At 62.5% G+C, this 16,207-nt stretch carries 11 protein-coding genes; all 11 read right to left on the reverse strand.

Translation table 11 applies throughout. The features are described 5' to 3' along the window. Positions 1–1,225: 1,225 nt before the first annotated feature. The 11 genes from J5J06_09930 to J5J06_09980 all read right to left on the reverse strand — a co-directional run bounded on the left by J5J06_09930 (position 1,226) and on the right by J5J06_09980 (position 16,110). Positions 1,226–1,831, reverse strand: coding sequence for a response regulator (locus J5J06_09930; protein MCO6437393.1), 606 nt, complete (start codon positions 1,829–1,831; stop codon positions 1,226–1,228). Between the two features lie 324 nt (positions 1,832–2,155). Further along, positions 2,156–4,612 (reverse strand): DUF4340 domain-containing protein, encoded by a 2,457-nt coding sequence (locus tag J5J06_09935; GenBank protein MCO6437394.1) that lies wholly within the window; start codon positions 4,610–4,612, stop codon positions 2,156–2,158. Positions 4,613–4,624: 12 nt separating this feature from the next. After that, positions 4,625–6,772: a Gldg family protein gene (locus J5J06_09940; GenBank protein ID MCO6437395.1), complete on the reverse strand. Its 2,148-nt coding sequence runs from the start codon at positions 6,770–6,772 to the stop codon at positions 4,625–4,627. Next, positions 6,763–7,482 carry an ABC transporter permease subunit gene (locus J5J06_09945; protein ID MCO6437396.1) on the reverse strand — a complete coding sequence of 240 codons (720 nt, stop codon included), beginning with the start codon at positions 7,480–7,482 and terminating at the stop codon, positions 6,763–6,765. Before J5J06_09945 ends, J5J06_09940 begins: the two co-directional genes overlap by 10 nt. 51 nt (positions 7,483–7,533) lie before the next feature. Then, on the reverse strand, positions 7,534–8,490 hold the full coding sequence (locus J5J06_09950) for an ABC transporter ATP-binding protein (GenBank protein ID MCO6437397.1): 957 nt from the start codon (positions 8,488–8,490) through the stop codon (positions 7,534–7,536). A gap of 425 nt (positions 8,491–8,915) precedes the next feature. Next, complete coding sequence (locus tag J5J06_09955) at positions 8,916–9,863, reverse strand: glycosyltransferase (protein ID MCO6437398.1); 948 nt, start codon at positions 9,861–9,863, stop codon at positions 8,916–8,918. Positions 9,864–10,241: 378 nt separating this feature from the next. Further along, the gene (locus J5J06_09960; protein ID MCO6437399.1) at positions 10,242–11,069 is read right to left on the reverse strand and encodes an FkbM family methyltransferase; all 828 of its coding nucleotides are present in this window, start codon (positions 11,067–11,069) and stop codon (positions 10,242–10,244) included. Between the two features lie 19 nt (positions 11,070–11,088). Beyond that, positions 11,089–12,672: a sulfatase gene (locus J5J06_09965; protein MCO6437400.1), complete on the reverse strand. Its 1,584-nt coding sequence runs from the start codon at positions 12,670–12,672 to the stop codon at positions 11,089–11,091. 71 nt (positions 12,673–12,743) lie between these two features. Next, entirely contained in the window at positions 12,744–14,384 is a 1,641-nt protein-coding gene (locus tag J5J06_09970) for a glycosyltransferase family 39 protein (GenBank protein ID MCO6437401.1), read from the reverse strand. A 23-nt stretch (positions 14,385–14,407) separates the two neighbouring features. Then, complete coding sequence (locus J5J06_09975) at positions 14,408–15,184, reverse strand: WecB/TagA/CpsF family glycosyltransferase (protein MCO6437402.1); 777 nt, start codon at positions 15,182–15,184, stop codon at positions 14,408–14,410. 17 nt (positions 15,185–15,201) lie between these two features. Then, complete coding sequence (locus J5J06_09980) at positions 15,202–16,110, reverse strand: glycosyltransferase family 2 protein (GenBank protein ID MCO6437403.1); 909 nt, start codon at positions 16,108–16,110, stop codon at positions 15,202–15,204. Positions 16,111–16,207 lie beyond the last annotated feature (97 nt).

The raw sequence follows: 16,207 nt of genomic DNA on the forward strand, positions 1-16,207 counted from the left end.
GCCGGGTGCCATGCCCACGCCTCGTGGGCATGTCTTCACCCCGAAAGGGCGACCGACAGTAGCCGCGGGCCAGCGCCGGGTGCCATGCCCACGGCGTCCTCGGCGTGGCCATGGATTGACAAGCCAGGTTAGATGCGCCTTGAAGCACCGATTGGAATTGCCACAATGTCCGCACGCACTGCGGCGCTTGCAACGGCAGGAGGAAGGTGCGACTTATTTTTTCACGCCTTTGGCGCGTGAACGTCGGCCGTGCTTTAGTCACGAAGAGGTGCATCAAGATGCACGCTACGCGGCTTGGAGGAGAAGGGTCTTGTACCGCACAGCGTTCGTATTCCCGGTGGTATCGAGCCTACTATTAATCGGATGCGTACAATCTGTCCCGTGTTTCGCTCGGCTAGAGCTAAGTGATCTAACGACTGGAGAGAGAATTACAGAGATTTTTCTCGAGTTCGCCACAATAAACACCCTTGGTGACTCGACGCCCGATGAGATCTTAGACTCTATCGGAAGGCGATACCCCGTCGTATCCGAAAGTTCAGGGACGCCTCGCCAAGCGGGTCGTGCCACGGTTGATGTTAACGTACGCGTCCTATCGTCAGTGGACATTTCCAGCGGGCAGGTTGATCGGTTTTGGTTGGTGCGGTTTGAGCGAAATGACGGACTGACAGAGACAATCATCATTGAGTCCCCACTAGAGACTCCAGATTTTGCAGATTTCGTGGGATTGAGGGGAAGCGGATCCCGCACCCGGGTTACGGTGGTCGGACAAGGATGTGGGAATCCAGCTAGGTAGGGTGCATCTCGATGCACCTCTTGCTCCGCCCCGGCGCCCCTATTCCCTCACGGGCGGAAATTCCACCGCCGACGTTCCGGGCCATTGGGGGTCGATCAATCCCGACCGAATAAAGCGGTGGATGCTCGACCACCGCCAATCCCGCGGAACGTCGACCAGCCCATGCCTGACCGGATTGAAATGAATGTAAACGACGTGCCTTCGCCAATCTCGCTTTCTACGAATCAAATGCTCGTAGCACCGTCGTAGCCAGACCGACCGCTGATGACGACGCCGTCCGCCATGTGCCGGATCGAGCAGCAAACATATGCGGGCATGGCTGAGGATTGTCGCCCGCCGAATTGGTCCATCAAGAGGCACGCTACGCGCCTACGCGCTGACCAAGAGGTGCATCAAGATGCACCCTGCCCCGTGCGGCGCGGCGCCGCGCGATCAAAGCCCGCCCAGCAGTTCCGACACCTGCAAGCCCAGGGCGTTGCTGATGCGGGCCAGGGCCCAGATCGACGCCGCGTTCTTGCCCAGCTCCACCTGCGAAAGCTGCGAGGTGGTCAGGTCGGTGCGGTCGGAAAGCTGCCGAAGGGTCAGGTTCTGGGCGAGGCGGTGGCTGCGGATGCGCTGGCCGATGAGGCGGTTCAGTTCGTTCTCGTCGGTGTAGATGATGCCCATCCGCTGGCAGGCGCGGTCCACGGAAGCGACCAGCTCATCCTGCTTGAACGGCTTGGGGATGTAGTCGCACGTGCCGCGACGCATCGTTTCCGTGGCGCTGTCCAGATCGGGATAGGCCGTCATCACGATGCAGCTCATCCGCGGGTCGATCGATTTCAGGCGCTCGACGACTTCGACGCCGTCCATCGCCGGCATGCGCAGGTCGATCAGCGCAACTTGAAACGACTCCTGCTCCGCCGCTTCCAAGGCCGAGTCGGCGTCGGTGAAGGTTCGCGGGCTGTAGCCGTGATCTTCGAGCAGTAGTCCGACGGTCTTGCAGATGGAGGGATCATCATCGACAACGAGGACTTTAATGTGGTGTCTGACTGCCATTTTTGGTGATCTCCAAGCTCAGAAAAGCTGAACTGAAAAAGGAGGTGAAGCAGTTCTGCAAATAGCCCGGATGGCATATGTTATCGGCCTGAGACTGTATTCCTGTGGGAGCAAGATTTCTCAGTTGCACGTTTGAAAAAACCAAAAGAGGACTTCGGTATTACGTTGGTGACAAGTATGCGTCACTTCCGAATTCCAGCGGAGCTACGAGAGCAAAGCGGGCTTTACTGCAAGGGCGCCTTGCTTCCGCTATCAGTGAATAATACGGCAGGGCTGGACGGAATTCAAGCAGCAGCGTGCAGAAAATGAGCGGCGGACCGGAAGTCAGCGGGCTTCCAGGTCTTCCATGCGGACTTCAAGCCGAGCCAGATCGGGTACGGGGATCAGGAACACGCCGGGGACCCCGGAGACGTTGGCCGCTTGGCCGGGAATGCCCCGAGCGGACTCGGTCTTGGACGAAATGTTAAGCATTGCTGTAGAATCGTTTGTCTTTACGCTCACTTGGCGGGCGGGTTGATCTAAGCCGAATTGAGCGGGTGGCGTATCGGTTTGGGTCAGGAAGCTCCCGGCCTTGAGATCGTGAATCTGAAGGAGGAGGTTCTGGACCTTGGCCTGATCCAGGGGCAGGTCGGGCTCGCTGGTGTACTTCCATGCGTCGTTGCTCTTCTCGAAAGCGAAGCTGGCATCGCCGTTTCGGATGGAGAACGAAGAAACGGCCTCGGGATCGAACCGGAACAGTTCGCCGGAGCGGAATTCCTCGCCGAGCTGATCGAAAAACGCACGGGGCAATGCGTAGATCTGGGGCGCGCCCTCCCGAGCGGCAACGGCCTTTCCGTCGTGCATGGTCACCCAGAGCGTGTACGTCTGCGATGGCGGCTGGTACTCGACCTGGACGAGATCGCCGCTGTTTGCCTCTGTGCCGTTGTCTTCGTCCGAGGCGTCGGAATCGGTCGCCGTCTTGCCTTCGGCCTTGGCCTTGGGCTCCATGCGAAACTCGACGGGGGGCCTGTAAGAGAAGGCGATGGTCACTTCGGGATCGCGCAGCCCGAATGCGCTGAGCTCACCGTTATCGGCCAGAACGGTTTCGGCGCGGAGGCCGCCGAGGTTATCGACGAACTTGCCGAGGCGGTCCTGTCGAACAGGAGCGGAAACCGGTTCGGCCATGATCCACTGCGACTCGGGCTTTTCGAATACGAGGGATTCCCGGTCGCCGGTGACGGGATTCGGGCGAGACAGCGACAAACGCTCGATGCGATTGGGAGAAAACTGAAAAACCGTGCGGTCGAGATACTCGCGCGGCGCGCGGAGCAGCGGCTGGATGTCTTCCACGCGGAGCTTGGAAACGGGGCCATCCTCAAAGCGGGCGTAGACGAGCCGCCGGGTCTGCGGGTCGGTGTAGTTGCCGATAACCAATCGCTTGGCGGACGTTGACGCGGGCGTCGTCAGGCGGATGTCGATCTGAGGTTGATCCAGCCCGTATTGCGTCGGGTCGCCGGCCTGGTCCTCAAACACGACGGCGCGGAGGTTGCTGACGGTCGCGATCAGCTCATCGACAAGGGCGTCCTCGGCGCGCCGGCCGTCGTCAAAGAACCATCGTCCGTCACGTCGAACGAAGGCGGCCGAGCCTTCCGGTGTCGTCAGGTCCACGCGGGATGGGGCGGCGATCGGTGTGACGGTGACGCGCAGGTCGCGCCATTCGGAGGGAGAGAGGCGCAGCTTGTCGGCGGCGACCTTGAGGATGTCGCCGACGGCCGCGGTGCCGCCGAGCCGGACGAACACCTTCGAGTCTTCGCCGAGCGGCGATTGCGTGGACATTTCGAATTCGTGGGTGGTCAATTCGGTGCGGGTCTTGGGCTTCTCTTCGCCGCCTTCCTCCTGGTTGGATTCATCCTTCGCCGATTCGGTCTCGTCGGATTCGACAGGCACCTGTTCCTCGACGGTTGCGCGGAAGGTGTAGGCCGCGGGTTCGAATCCGTAACCGCGAAGGCGGGCGGGGTCGTCGCTGTGCCACTTGAGGGCGCGCATGTTTCCGAAGGTCTGGACCATCGCCTTGACCTTGTCCGTCGCCGGTCCGGAAAAGGGTTGCTCGAAGCGCCAACCGGTGCGGCCGTCGGGCACAAGGATGTAAGTGACGGGCTGATCACCGGTGCGATCGACGATCTCCACGCGGCGGACGTCCTCCGGCTTGAAGGACCAGAACTCCTGAACGCGATAGGCGATGCGGGAGGGAAGGAGAAGATCCTTGAATGAGGTGGTCGAGACAAGGATTTCGTCCTGGCCGGGGCGGCGGGCGTAGGACTCGCTCGGGGATCGGGCGATACCGACTTCGAGCGAGGCCGACTTGCCGTCGGCATCGGTGATGGTGGCCGTCCATTGGGGCGGGGCGAGTCCGGCCTCCTCGGGCGTGACGCTGCCCGGCTCCCCCGGTTTGAATGAAAGGACATACTGGGCGCGCTTGAGCGAATTGGCGATGCGCTCGACCTGCCAGCGCATGACCTTCATGGGGGTGGGAGCGGTCATTTCCCAGATGGGGTAGCCGTTCTCGTCCTTGTCCGTGGCTTCGAACACCCAGGGCTCGTCCTCGCCGTTCCGCTGGACAACGATCTTGACCGGATCGCCGAGCGATTCGGCGAGTACATCGCGGGCGACGGCGGCACCGGGATTGGCCGGTCCGCGGTCCGCTTCCTCCTCGGGCTTCGGCGGCGCGTTGGTTACGTAGAGGAAGCCGGCCACCAGGAGTGAGAGCAGAACGACGAGGTAGAGGGTCGTCTTGGTGTTCATGGTTAAACGTGCCTACCGCCTGCGAACGAGCCAGACGACGCCGCCCAGGGCCAGGGCCAATGCAGGCCAGGCGAAGATGGTCAGCGCCTGAATGACGCGTTCGGTATCCTTGTTCGCAATTTCCAGTACGGAGACGTCGATGGGCTGGCCGACGTTCATGAATTCAGTGTTGTCGTTGAGCCAGTGCAACGAGTTGAGCACCAATGTGACGTTGCCGGGGTTCCTGGAGCGCATCATCAGACCCTGGGCGCCCATCATCAATTCCCGGGCGAACGCGATCTGATCGATCATGAAGTCGCGGGAACTGACCACGACAATCTTGTGGTCGCCGTGCTCTGCGGCGACGGCGATCGTGAACGGGCCCGTCTCATCGTCGGGCATTCGCGTCAGGTACTCGCGCTTGGAGAGCTGTTCCTGGTAGTCGGAAAGGTTGTGTACGCCCCAGACGCCATCCTTTTCCGGCTGAACGATCAGGTCCTGAACGGTAACGCCCTCGGGCAGCTTGTCCGACCGCTCGAGCGGGGCGCACCAAGGAAGGTAGAGATCGCGGGCGCGGGTACCCGAAACGATCACGTGATTCGTGACGTCCGGCTCGTCCATGGTGAAGAAGTCCTGGCGGATGACGTTGTACTGGCCCGCCTTGACGCTGGCGGTCTGGATGAGCAGGACTTCGTCTTCGACCTTGATGCCCCAGTTGGACTGGAGGTAGTCGTTGAATTCGTAGCTTGCCGGAACTGGCGGAAACGGTCCGGGCATCCACCCGGCGAGAAACATGGCCCGTCCGCCGTTCTTGTCCAGCGCTTCGAGGAGGGCCTTGCTGTGGCTCTCGGAGAAGGGCGGCTCCTGGCTCGGTTGCCCGAAGGGCCCCGCCGGCGGAGGCGTCGGGCGGAGGACGACGTAGATGATGCGCGTCGGCTCCGGATCGAAGGTCGGCGGGGTCATGGACGAAGCGAGGTCCCATTCTTTCACGTTGAAGTTGGCATCTTCAAGCTGCTGTTGCATTGTGAGCATGTCGCCCGCGGGATTCTGCCCGAAGCCCGGGGTGAACAGCGGCCGGCCTCCGTAGCGGACGAAGATGACGGCGGTCTGCTCCTGGTGGGTCGTGCGAAGGATGGCTGAGGTCACTTTTTCCTCGCCCTTGAACCCCCGCTGCTCGAAACGAGCGCGCAGGCCGAGGGTCTCGTCGCGGGGCGGCCAGACGTCCTGAAACTCGACGACGGTGGCATCGTTGGGGGTCTCGACGAGTATGGCGTTGCTGGTGGGCTGCATCTTGGCGAAGAGGTCTTCGATGCGAAGGGGTTCGAGTCCCTGGAGTCGCGTGATCTGGGCCTCGACCTTGCCGGTGATGTCCGCGAGGCGGTTGCCCATGCCGCGAAGGTATTCGAGCTGGGCGGGAGAGAGACTCGCGTCCTTCCCGACCTGGCCCTGGGCGTAATTCGCGAGCTCCTTGAAGTTGCGAGCGAGCTCATCGTAAAGCTGGCGGAGTTCATTGACGGCGGCGCCGAGCTGCTTTTCGGGGGACTGCGTGTAGGCCTCGATCTGCTGGCGGCGCTGCTGCACGCCCTGGACGAGGTAATCCAAGGCGTTCTTGATGGCCGCGAGCGGGCGGGGCAGCTCGCCGCCGCTGAGTCCGGTGCTGAAGGCGCCAATGGTGTTGAGTTCGTCCTGGAGCGTCTGGGCGACGACGGGCGCGATGTCGGTCTGGTAGGTCTCGATGACGGACTCGTACGTCTTGATGTTTTCCTTGAACTTTGGAAGGTCGCGGAGGCGGTCGCGCAGCTTGCGCATCTCCTCCTGTTCCTTCATGGGATTGATCCAGTCGGCCGTGACGCGGGCGCGGTTGGTGGCTTCATAGAGGTTGAGCAGGTCCATGACCGGCCGGCGGTAGCGCTGCTGGTCTTCCTCGTCGAGGTCGGTCTCGAAGTAGAGGGAGGTCAAGCGGACGGGCTGGTCGAGGCTGTTCAGCAGGTTGACGGTGCCCTCGCTGAGGCTATTGACGCCGCTGGAGGTCATATCCCAGCGCTGAGAGAGCTTGAAGCCGATCATCTGGGCGACGACCACGATGGCGGCGACGAGAAGGATGCTGAGGGCGACGTTGGCGCCGACGCCAATGCGTCGTCCGGCGGAACCCCTGGGCTGTGCTTGCGCGGCTACTGCCATCGGCGCATCTCCAAGACTTTCACCGCCAGGAACAGGAAGAAGGCGGTGGAGGTAATAAAGAAGATCAGGTTGTTCAGATCGACGAGGCCGCGGGTGAAGTCGGCATAGTGGGCGGCGATGGATATCTGCTGGAGCAGGACCTTGACGTTTCCTTCGACAAGGAGCGAGAGACGCTGGCTGGCGAAGGTCATGAGGGCGAGCAGGGCACTAGCGCCAAGCACGGCGACGACCTGGTGGCGGGTGATCGTGCTGAAGAACAGGCCCACGGAAATGAACAGCGAGCCGAGCAGCAGCAGGCCGAGGTAGTGGCAGACGAGAAGCCAGGGATCGAGATTGCCGTAGACGGCCAGGAGGACGGGATAGAGCAGGGTGCTCAGCAGGAGCACGCCGTAGAAAGCCAGGCCGCCGAGAAACTTGCCGAGGATGACCTCGGCCTCGGTGATGGGGACCGTCAGGAGCGACTCGATCGTTCCGCTGCGGAGTTCCTCGCTCATCAGTCGCATGGTGAGCATGGGCAGGACGAAGACGAGGATCAGCACCATCCAGAACTCGACCGTGCTGCGCATGGAGGCTTCTTCGCCGGAGCGGAAAGTCCCCAGCCCGAAGGCCAGCCCGACGGTGAAGAGGAAGATGGCGAGCACCGCGTAGGCGACGGGGGAAAGGAAATACGCCCCGAGCTCGCGGTGGGCCATGGTGGTGATGTTTCGCATATCGCTGTTTCTCCGATCCGTCCTCACGTTAATACATGAACCGGGCGAGGGCTATTTTGTCTGCTCGGCGCGGGCCATGCGGTGCTGGTTGACCACCTGCACGAAGAAGTCCTCGAGCGTGGCACCGTCGCGGCGGATTTCGCGCAGCGACCAGCCGTTACGCGTCGTGAGCTTGAAGATGTCCTCGCGGATGTCACGATCGGGCTTGGGCTGGATGCTGAGCCGCAACCAGCCGTTTTCGCCCGCGGCATCGACAGCATTGACGCCGTCCATGGCGCGGACTTGCTTGACGACGTCGGCTTCCGGTCCGTGGAGTTCAACCACGACACGGGCGCGGGCGACGAGCTGATCGCGGAGATCGGCCGGTGAACCCTGGGCGACGATGCGCCCGGCGGCGATGATGATCGTGCGCGAGCAGGTCTGCTCGACTTCGGGCAGTATGTGTGAGCTAAGCAGGACCGTATGGCGCTCGCCGAGTTCGCGGATGAGGTTTCGCGTTTCGCGGATCTGGGTGGGGTCCAGGCCGATGGTGGGCTCGTCGAGGATGAGCACGTCGGGGTCGTGCATGATGGCGTCGGCGAGGCCCACGCGCTGCTTCATGCCCTTGGAGAGCTGGCTGATGGGGCGGTGGATGAATTCGCCCAGCCAGCAGCGTTCCGCGACGCGACGGATGGCGGTGTTGCGGGCGTCACGATCCATGCCGCGCAGCTTCCCGCGGAAGTCGAGGTATTCGCGCACGCGCATTTCGGGGTAGAGCGGGGTGGACTCCGGAAGGTAGCCGATGTGGCGGCGGACTTCCATGGAGTCCTTGAACACGTCGAAACCGGCGATGGTGGCCGTGCCGTTCGACGCCGGGTGGTAGCAGGTCAGTATGCGAATGGTGGTGGTCTTTCCGGCGCCGTTGGGGCCGAGGAACCCGATGACTCCGCCGCGTTCGACGGAGAAGGAGATGTTGTCGACGGCGACCAGAGGTCCATAGCGTTTGGTGAGATTGGTAACCTGGATCATCTTCGCAGTCCGCCTGTTACGCGTACGTTACGGAAAAAGCGGAGCTCGCCTGACGTTCCGCTTGGTGCAAAGCTCGATCAATCTGCGGCGTTTGGCATGCCCTCGCCGAGGTCGCTCTAGTAACAGCGCGGTAGCGCGAATGTCAAGCATTCGACATCGATTCGCCGCGCTGTGACGAGGACTTTACGTACGGGGATGCAGTGTGGTTCGCCAACGCAATTCGATGCGAGCCCGCTGCCGGATGTGCGCAGGGGATCTTCGGCGGGATCTCCCGGCGGACTGCCTTGGAGACGGGACCCAAGTGTGCTTCGTGAAAATGGGCGGGCTGGGTGTGGGATTCGTTGAAAAGGCGGAGGCGGGTTCGACGGAAGCGGAGCGAGCGGTGTGAGATCGGCGAGGGCGATCAGGTGCGGTTGCCCCTGTAATCAGGGCGCGGTGCGGGTTGCCGTGGTCGTCCGGCGGACGTGGCGGGCGGTGCGATGGGCGTCGACGGCTTCGAATGTCAGGCGGGCCCGGCGATTGAACCACGCTTCGGCGGAGTGAAATGCTCCGGCGGCGGCGCAGCGGTGGGCCATATCGATCAATCGAGGGCGATCATTCCACAGTTCGGCAATCTGCCGAGCAAGTGCCTCGTGGTTACTCCAGGGGGCTACGATGCCGCAGTACTCGTTCGCGACCCAACGGCGCGTGTACTCGAAATCGAACGATGCGGTAGGAACGCCGGCGGCCATGGCGTCGAAAATGCTGCGTGGGGTGTCTTCGGCCTCGGGCGTGTAAAGCATCAAGTGGTAATCCCGAAGCGAGGTCACGAATTTGGAGGAATATGGTCTGGCACCCAGGAAGCGAATCGCGTCGCGGAGATTCAGGTCGTGAGCAAGCCTGTTCAATTCCTCAAGTTGCTCGCCACCTCCGAAGATGTCCAACTCCGCCGGTACGCCGGCGCGTCGCAGGATGTCGACTGTGCGGATCGAGCCAATGAGTCCCTTCCATTTGGTGAGCCGTCCGATAAAGACCATTCGCAGTGTTGACGCCGCCCGCATTTCGACGGATTTCTTTTGCAACTCCTCGGGAGAGATCACCCAGTCGCGAAGGTGGGCCGTGTGAACGAAATCATGGACGTTCCGTGCACGTGGTCCGGCGCATTGGCACAGCGATGCCCCTTTCAGAAAGGAGACGCTCGCCCGGGCAGCGGCAAAGCGCAGCACGCGCTCATAGCAGCGCAGGTAAATCGCCGTTCGCCAAGACCGGCGGGGGCCCTGCAACTGCCGGATGTGGTTGCGGACGTCCATGTCCACGATGAAAACGGTCGCGCGGCCGGCGGACAGTCCGGCGTACAGACCCATTTGCGAGATCGGTCTGAACAGATCACTCATTCCTCCGTGCACGACTTCCGCTTGTTGTGCAAGGCCGCGCAGCGTTCTCCAGGTCGACGGGGCTCTGTGCCAGAATTGCCGCGCGCGCAGACCGGCAGGGCAGAGGGGGACGAAGCGTATGCCGTCCTCGGACTCGCGAAGTTCGCGTGGGACCTGCTGATGCCAGGGCGTGCCGGAGGGGCGTTCCGGGCATGCGACGACAATCTCTCCAAACCGACCCTGCAGAGAGTCTTTCAGGAAGACCAGGTCGTGTGCCCATTCAGCGGAGACAAGCCCCGCGCCAGGTGCCGAACGCTCAAAAGGAATATGGATGACGAGCAAGTACATGAGATCGGAAACGTCGATTAAATTGGAATCAGGCCCTGGTTATTCACCGCTTTATGCAGGCGTTTGCCGGACGGCAACGGAAGCGTACTGGCCCGGAAGACTCTCGGGCGGCAGACACTTGTATCCCAGCGGAGTAAGTCGGTCTGCAAAAGTGTTGAAGTCCACGTCGTCGTGGAAGGTGCAGACGAACGTATGCACGTAGGGGGCCCATTGATCCGCGTCGTCGAGCAGGGCACGTTCGGCGCCTTCGATGTTGGCTTTGAGGAAGTCCACGCGCGGAAAGCCGGACTCGCGAATAACGGAGGTCAGACGCCTGCCGGGAACGGGAACCCCGTGTTGGGCATTGGGCTCCACCTTGTATGCCCAGCTTTCGTCACACGCCTCGTCGAACAGGACGTCGGCGTCCTCGGACCAGACCGCAGCGTGCATCAGCCGGATGCGGTCGGCCTCGGGGTGCTCGCCGACGTTGCGACGGGCCAAGGCCATGTTCTTGGTCGAGGCGTCCACGCCGAAAATGCGGGCCTGCGGGAACCACTTGGCGAAGGCGAGCGTGCCCAGACCGGTGTAGCAGCCGAGGTCGATGATGTACTCAACGGAGGACGGAAGGAGCTCCTGGGGGAGGAGAAAGAAACGCTGGACGAATGTCTCCCAGAATACGGCGATGTCGGTCGAACCGCGGCGGAGATAGACCTTGTGTCCGCCCAGGGAGCGGACACGAATGGGAAGAAGGTCGCTTTCGGAGCCTGAAGGCGAGGGAGATTGAACGGCGCGACGCTGCCTGGCAAACGCCCGGCCCGCTTGCCACATCCGCACGAACGATCCGACGTCCGAGACGGCGTTCCACATCTTGAGTTTTCCGGGAAGGGCAGATGCAAACATGGCGGTTCTCTCTGATTTCCTAATCGATGTAGCCCAGGGCCCGGAGGCGATCGAGAATGGCCGTATCGACCTGGCCCTTCGGGGAATCGCCGGCCGGAGTCCAGCGTTGATCCTCGCGGTGGGCGGCGAGTCGTGCGGCGAATTCGTCGCAGCGCTGCGGGTGAGCGTGGGACACGTCGCGTGTGGCTTCGGGATCGTCCACAAGATCGAAAAGTTCGCGTCGGCCGTTGTCGTATTCCACGTAGCGCCAGTCGCGCGTCCGCAAGGACCAGATGCCGGTTTTCCATTCGTCGCGTTTCAGATTGGGGTTCATCTTTTCCATCATGCGAACCGTGCCGGTCTGAACGGGGAATTCGCTGAAGGCGGCGTCGAGGCCGGTCCAGGCGGCGTCAGAGGCGTTTGCAAGATAATGTTGAATGTTGAATGCGGAATTCGGAGTGTCGGAGGGTATCCAATCTTGCCTTCGTCCATCGATTCCCACATTCGTGCGCGCTGAGGCCTGCGGCTCGGAAGACGTGTTCTTTCCGCACTGCTCGAGAGCAGGGGTACACGGCGCATCAGAAGATGAGCCTGCGCAGACTGAAGCCTGCGATTCGCCTTGAGCCGCGGCCAGGCAGGTGTCATGAAGATGATGCAGTTGGACGATGGCCTGGCTGCGCGTGCCAGGCGCGAAGAGATCGGGGTGGCGAAGAATGAGGGGCACGCGCGTAAGGTAGTCGTGGAGACTGAAACCGTGGCCCCAAACGCCGTGCTCGCCGAAGGCTTCGCCGTGGTCGGCGCACACGCCGAGCAGTGTATTGTCGAGGCGATCGGAGCTTCGAAGGAAGTCGACGAGGCGACCGAACTGAGCGTCGGCGTGGAAGATCTCCCCGTCGTAGAGATCGACGGCGGCCTGGCGAAGATCCGGGTCGATCGGGCGATCCTCGGCCATGAGCCGGGCGAACATCTGCCGGCCGTTGATGTCGCGGAGGAAGCGGCGAAGGGCCGGGCGGTTCTCACTGAATCGCGTCCGCGCGGGGTGATAGAGCGCGTGGGGGTCCATGAGAATCACGAAGCCGAAAAAGGGCTGGGCGGCGCGGTTCAAGATGGAGATGACATCGCACACGGCGCGGGCGGAGTCGCCCTTGTCCTGGACGAGAATGCGCGAGGCGTCGACGGCTCGGGCGGCGGAGTCTCCAAATGCGCCGCGGACGAATTTGTACAGGCGATTGTGCTGGCGGAGGAGCCACTGGTCGCGCGGCCCGATGAAGGCGTCGAACCCGCGGGCGCCGTTGAGCTCGCTGCTGACAAAGGAGTTGTTGGAGACGCAGAAGGTGAAGTAGCCGAGTTCGCGCAGTTTTTCGGGCAATCGCGGCCAGGCGTCCGGCCAGACGCGGGCGTCGTCGCCGTTCACGCCGTGCTGGTGGGGGAAAAGGTTGCTGAAGATGGACGCATAGGAGGCGGGGCTGAAGGGCGCGGCCGAAAAGGCGTTGTCGAAGATGCAGCCCTCGGCCGCAATGCGCTCCACGTTGGGCGCCGTGTCGCGGTGATAGCCGTAGCAGGGCAGGTGATCCGCTCGCAAGGAGTCGATGCAGACAATCAGGATGTTCGGGCGTTGGTTCATAGAAGTTCGAATGCTATCGTTTTCGCTTCACCAGGCTTCGATCGCGGCCAGGAATGTCAGGCCAGCCTTGATCAGGTTCCTCCCCCAAGCGTTCGGCGACGCAGTACCGCGAGGCCGTTGGGGCCGCGGTTTTCGTCCTTGAGGATCAGTTCATAGTTCTCCGCGAATCCGGGCAGGTCCGCCCATGTGGCGATGCTCGCCCAATCGGCGATGTAGCTGACGTTGCGCTTGACGACGTATTCCGGAGTCCGGCCCTCGGCGCGGTATTCGAGCGCCTCGGGATTGACCTTGCCGTCAAGATTGATGGTGCGGTCGTGGTAGAAACCGAGCGTTCCGGTCTGGACGGCGGCGACCCATTGGTCGGCCGGGACGTTTTCGCGGACCCAGTCAACAACCTGGAAGTGCATGTGCTGCTTGCCGTTGCGATAGATGCGGGCATTTAGAGCGATGGTCAGGAGCAGCGCGAATGAAAGGGCGACGATCGCGGACCGGGAGAGCGCGGGTGCGGGACGTCGCAGCCATTCCAGAAACAGACAGGGGAGGATAACGGCCGAAAGCGTGACCGCAGGAAACAGGTATCGACCCAGAAAGCAGGCCATCCCGAAGAAAAGGGCATAGAAGACGAAGAGGCCCGCGACGAACAGGGCGAGTATGGCGATGCCGGGGGAGAATCTTGCAGTCAGGAACTTGCGAAAACTGAAGGCGAGTACGGCGGCGACCAGGACGGCGGCCATGCAGGCAAAGACGACGTAGGGGTTCTGCTCCAATTGGCCCGGGACGCGAAGGACGAGCGAGGCGTTCTCAACCAGTGCAACGAATGCCGGGAGCAGGTTGGTGGCGAAGCCGATGTCAAGTGACTGGGACCGGCCGCTGACCGGCATGAGATGGCCGAATCGGGAGACATTGAACCACAGCCACGGCGACGCCACGACAATGCTGGTGACGCCGATCAGGAAGCTCTGGACGAGCGCTCGCTTGAGAAGGCCGCGCCGCATACAGCGGTATAGATGAACAAGAATTAGTGCGGCGATCAGGAGGCAGGCGTCGTTTCGAGCGAGAAAGGCCAATCCGAGAACGGCGCCGAGCGTCAGGCATGCGGCCGCGTGCATCGAATCGGTGAGCCGGAGTAGGTAGCGGTCATAGAGGGCGATCGAGGCGATGATGAGCAGCGTGGCCAGTCCCGTCTCGAGGCCGTTCTGGGTGTGCATGACCGACGAGGGGCTGATGAACCAGACGCCGGCAACGAGGAGCGCCGCCGTCGCGGCATCGGGTCCTCGGTAGAAACATCGTGAGACGGCGAAATACAGCAGAATCGCGGCGGCTGCGGCGATGAGAATCTGAACGATTACAATCAGGAACAGTCCGGGCAGGCGCTCACCGCCGACGGCGCGGAAACAGGCGGCGTAGATCAACGTGGCGAGGGGCTGGGTTCCATTGGTGGCGATCTGGCCTTCGGAGACGGAGAAGCCATGGTTGAGGGCGATGTTGCGGGCGATGGTGAGCATGAGGTAGCCGTCTTCCGTGAAGCACTGCCGCTGAAGGCGATCACCGCCTTCGATGAGCGGGGCCACGCGGACCCAGGCCGTCACCAGCAGGGGGACGATGAGCACGGCGATCAGGAGGCGCCGATAGGCGGTGGCGCGAGTGGCCGATAACGCGCGAACTGCCGGAGCGTTGCGCAGCGGTTGTGACGCCAAAGTGCGCGAGGCCATGCTTGTCTCAGTTTTGGCGCTGATCATGGGTCCAGTTGCTTTGACCTCTTGAACATCTCCCGCAGGACCAGCCAGGCGAAGCGGCTGTCGTCGACGAGGTATCGCCTCCAGAGTCGTCCCGGCTCCTGAAACATTCTGTGGGCCCATTCCAGCCCCAGGCGCTGGAGCCAGCGCGGCGCCCGGACCACGTCGCCGCACAGGAAGCTGAAGCTGATGCCGACGCCGACGCTCAGTCGAGCCCGATAATCATTGCGATGCGCAGCGATCCACTTCTCCTGCTTGGGCGAACCCAGCCCAACGAAGAGGATATCCACATCGGCGGCGCGGATCATCTCAATGATCCTTCCGTTCTCATCGGCATCTTTCTCGAACCCCATGGGTGGGCAATAGGTTCCGGCGATGCGCAAGCTGGGATGGCGGGCGCGGAGAATGGCCGCGGAGCGATCCGCCGTGCCGGGGTCGCCGCCGAGCAGAAAGACTGAGAGTCCTTCCCGGGCGGCGCGAGCGCTCAGCGCTGGAAACAAGTCAGACCCGGCGACGCGCTGGGGCAGTCTCCGCCCGACCAGTTTCGAGGCCCAGATCAGGGGCATGCCGTCGGCCACGACCATGTCGGCATCGAGATAGAGGTATCGGACTTCGGGCCGGCGTTCGAAGCGCACGACATGATCGACGTTGGCGGTGACCACGTACGACGGTTCGTCCCCGCGGGCCAGTTCGACCAGGGCGTCGAGGGTTTCCTCGAAGCGAATTGCCCAGAAGGGAATGCCGAAGAGCGAGACGCACCGCTGGCGCAGACTCACCAGTCTTGCGACGGGCGTTACTTCGCGCGACGGGACAGCGGATTGAGTCTGGACAGTTGCCATGTTCTCAAGAAACGCCGGAAACGCGGGTCCTCGTATCTTCGGGCGCGGCGCAGGGCGGCGCCGGTGTAACCGGCCAGGATCAGCAGGCCGCCGATGACATACGGCCGTTCGAGCATGCGATAGGCCGTGATGGCCAGGGCGTACAGCGGGTGCGTGCCCATGAAGTACTGCCCGCGTCCCCAGCGCAGGCGGCCGTGGTAGATGCTCTTGAAGGACGATCCCATCGGGCGAAGGTGAATGAAGCGGAGTTCATCGTCGCGGAAACTGCGCGCGTTCCAACCGAGCATCCGGCAGCGGTGGCAGTCGATGCCGTCCCACATCACTTCGCGGACGAAGCCGCCGATCTCGTGGAAGCAGGCGACGCGGTAGAGCTTGGTTTGCCCCTGCGAGAAGTCGTCGCTGGTGCGTTCGGGTACGAGTCGGCCGTCGATATCCAGCCAGCTTTTGCCGCTGGCCGTGCCGAGGCGGGGATCTGCGGCGAATTTCTCGAACAAGCGTTGAAAGTATGTCGGTTCGAATGCCAGGTCGCCGTCGAGTTTGCAGACGAAGTCGTAGTCGTCGAGATTGACCAGCGAGCAGCCTTCGTCAAACGCCTCGACCACACCGCCGCCGACGCGGCGCTTGCCGCGGTCTTCGCGAACGTGAACGCGAATCCAGTCGTGGACGTCCGCGGCACGGCGGGCAATAGCGACGGTGTCATCCTTCGAGCCATCGTCGATGATGAGCCACAGCGTCGGGCGAATCGTCTGCGCGACCATCGAGTCGATCGTGCGCTGAAGGTATGCCGCTTCGTCGCGAACAGGGGAGATGACGACGCAACGCGGCGGCGCGACGTTCGGTTCAACCGGTGGAGCGTTCGTCAAAGCGGATGAGGCGCCGGCCGGTGGTTCGGTTGGGTCCGAAATCCTGTTTGGAGACGAGATTGTCGTGTTTGCCTTCAAGGTCGCGAATCGAAAGAGA

The sequence above is a fragment of the Phycisphaerae bacterium genome (assembly GCA_024102815.1).
Classification (GTDB): Bacteria; Planctomycetota; Phycisphaerae; order UBA1845; family UBA1845; genus JAGFJJ01.

Coding starts and splice junctions, on each gene's coding strand:
- J5J06_09930 (MCO6437393.1), bottom strand. CDS start 1,831: ATGGCAGTCAGACACCACATTAAAGTCCTCGTTGTCGATGATGATCCC.
- J5J06_09935 (MCO6437394.1), bottom strand. CDS start 4,612: ATGAACACCAAGACGACCCTCTACCTCGTCGTTCTGCTCTCACTCCTG.
- J5J06_09940 (MCO6437395.1), bottom strand. CDS start 6,772: ATGGCAGTAGCCGCGCAAGCACAGCCCAGGGGTTCCGCCGGACGACGC.
- J5J06_09945 (MCO6437396.1), bottom strand. CDS start 7,482: ATGCGAAACATCACCACCATGGCCCACCGCGAGCTCGGGGCGTATTTC.
- J5J06_09950 (MCO6437397.1), bottom strand. CDS start 8,490: ATGATCCAGGTTACCAATCTCACCAAACGCTATGGACCTCTGGTCGCC.
- J5J06_09955 (MCO6437398.1), bottom strand. CDS start 9,863: ATGAGTGATCTGTTCAGACCGATCTCGCAAATGGGTCTGTACGCCGGA.
- J5J06_09960 (MCO6437399.1), bottom strand. CDS start 11,069: ATGTTTGCATCTGCCCTTCCCGGAAAACTCAAGATGTGGAACGCCGTC.
- J5J06_09965 (MCO6437400.1), bottom strand. CDS start 12,672: ATGAACCAACGCCCGAACATCCTGATTGTCTGCATCGACTCCTTGCGA.
- J5J06_09970 (MCO6437401.1), bottom strand. CDS start 14,384: ATGGCCTCGCGCACTTTGGCGTCACAACCGCTGCGCAACGCTCCGGCA.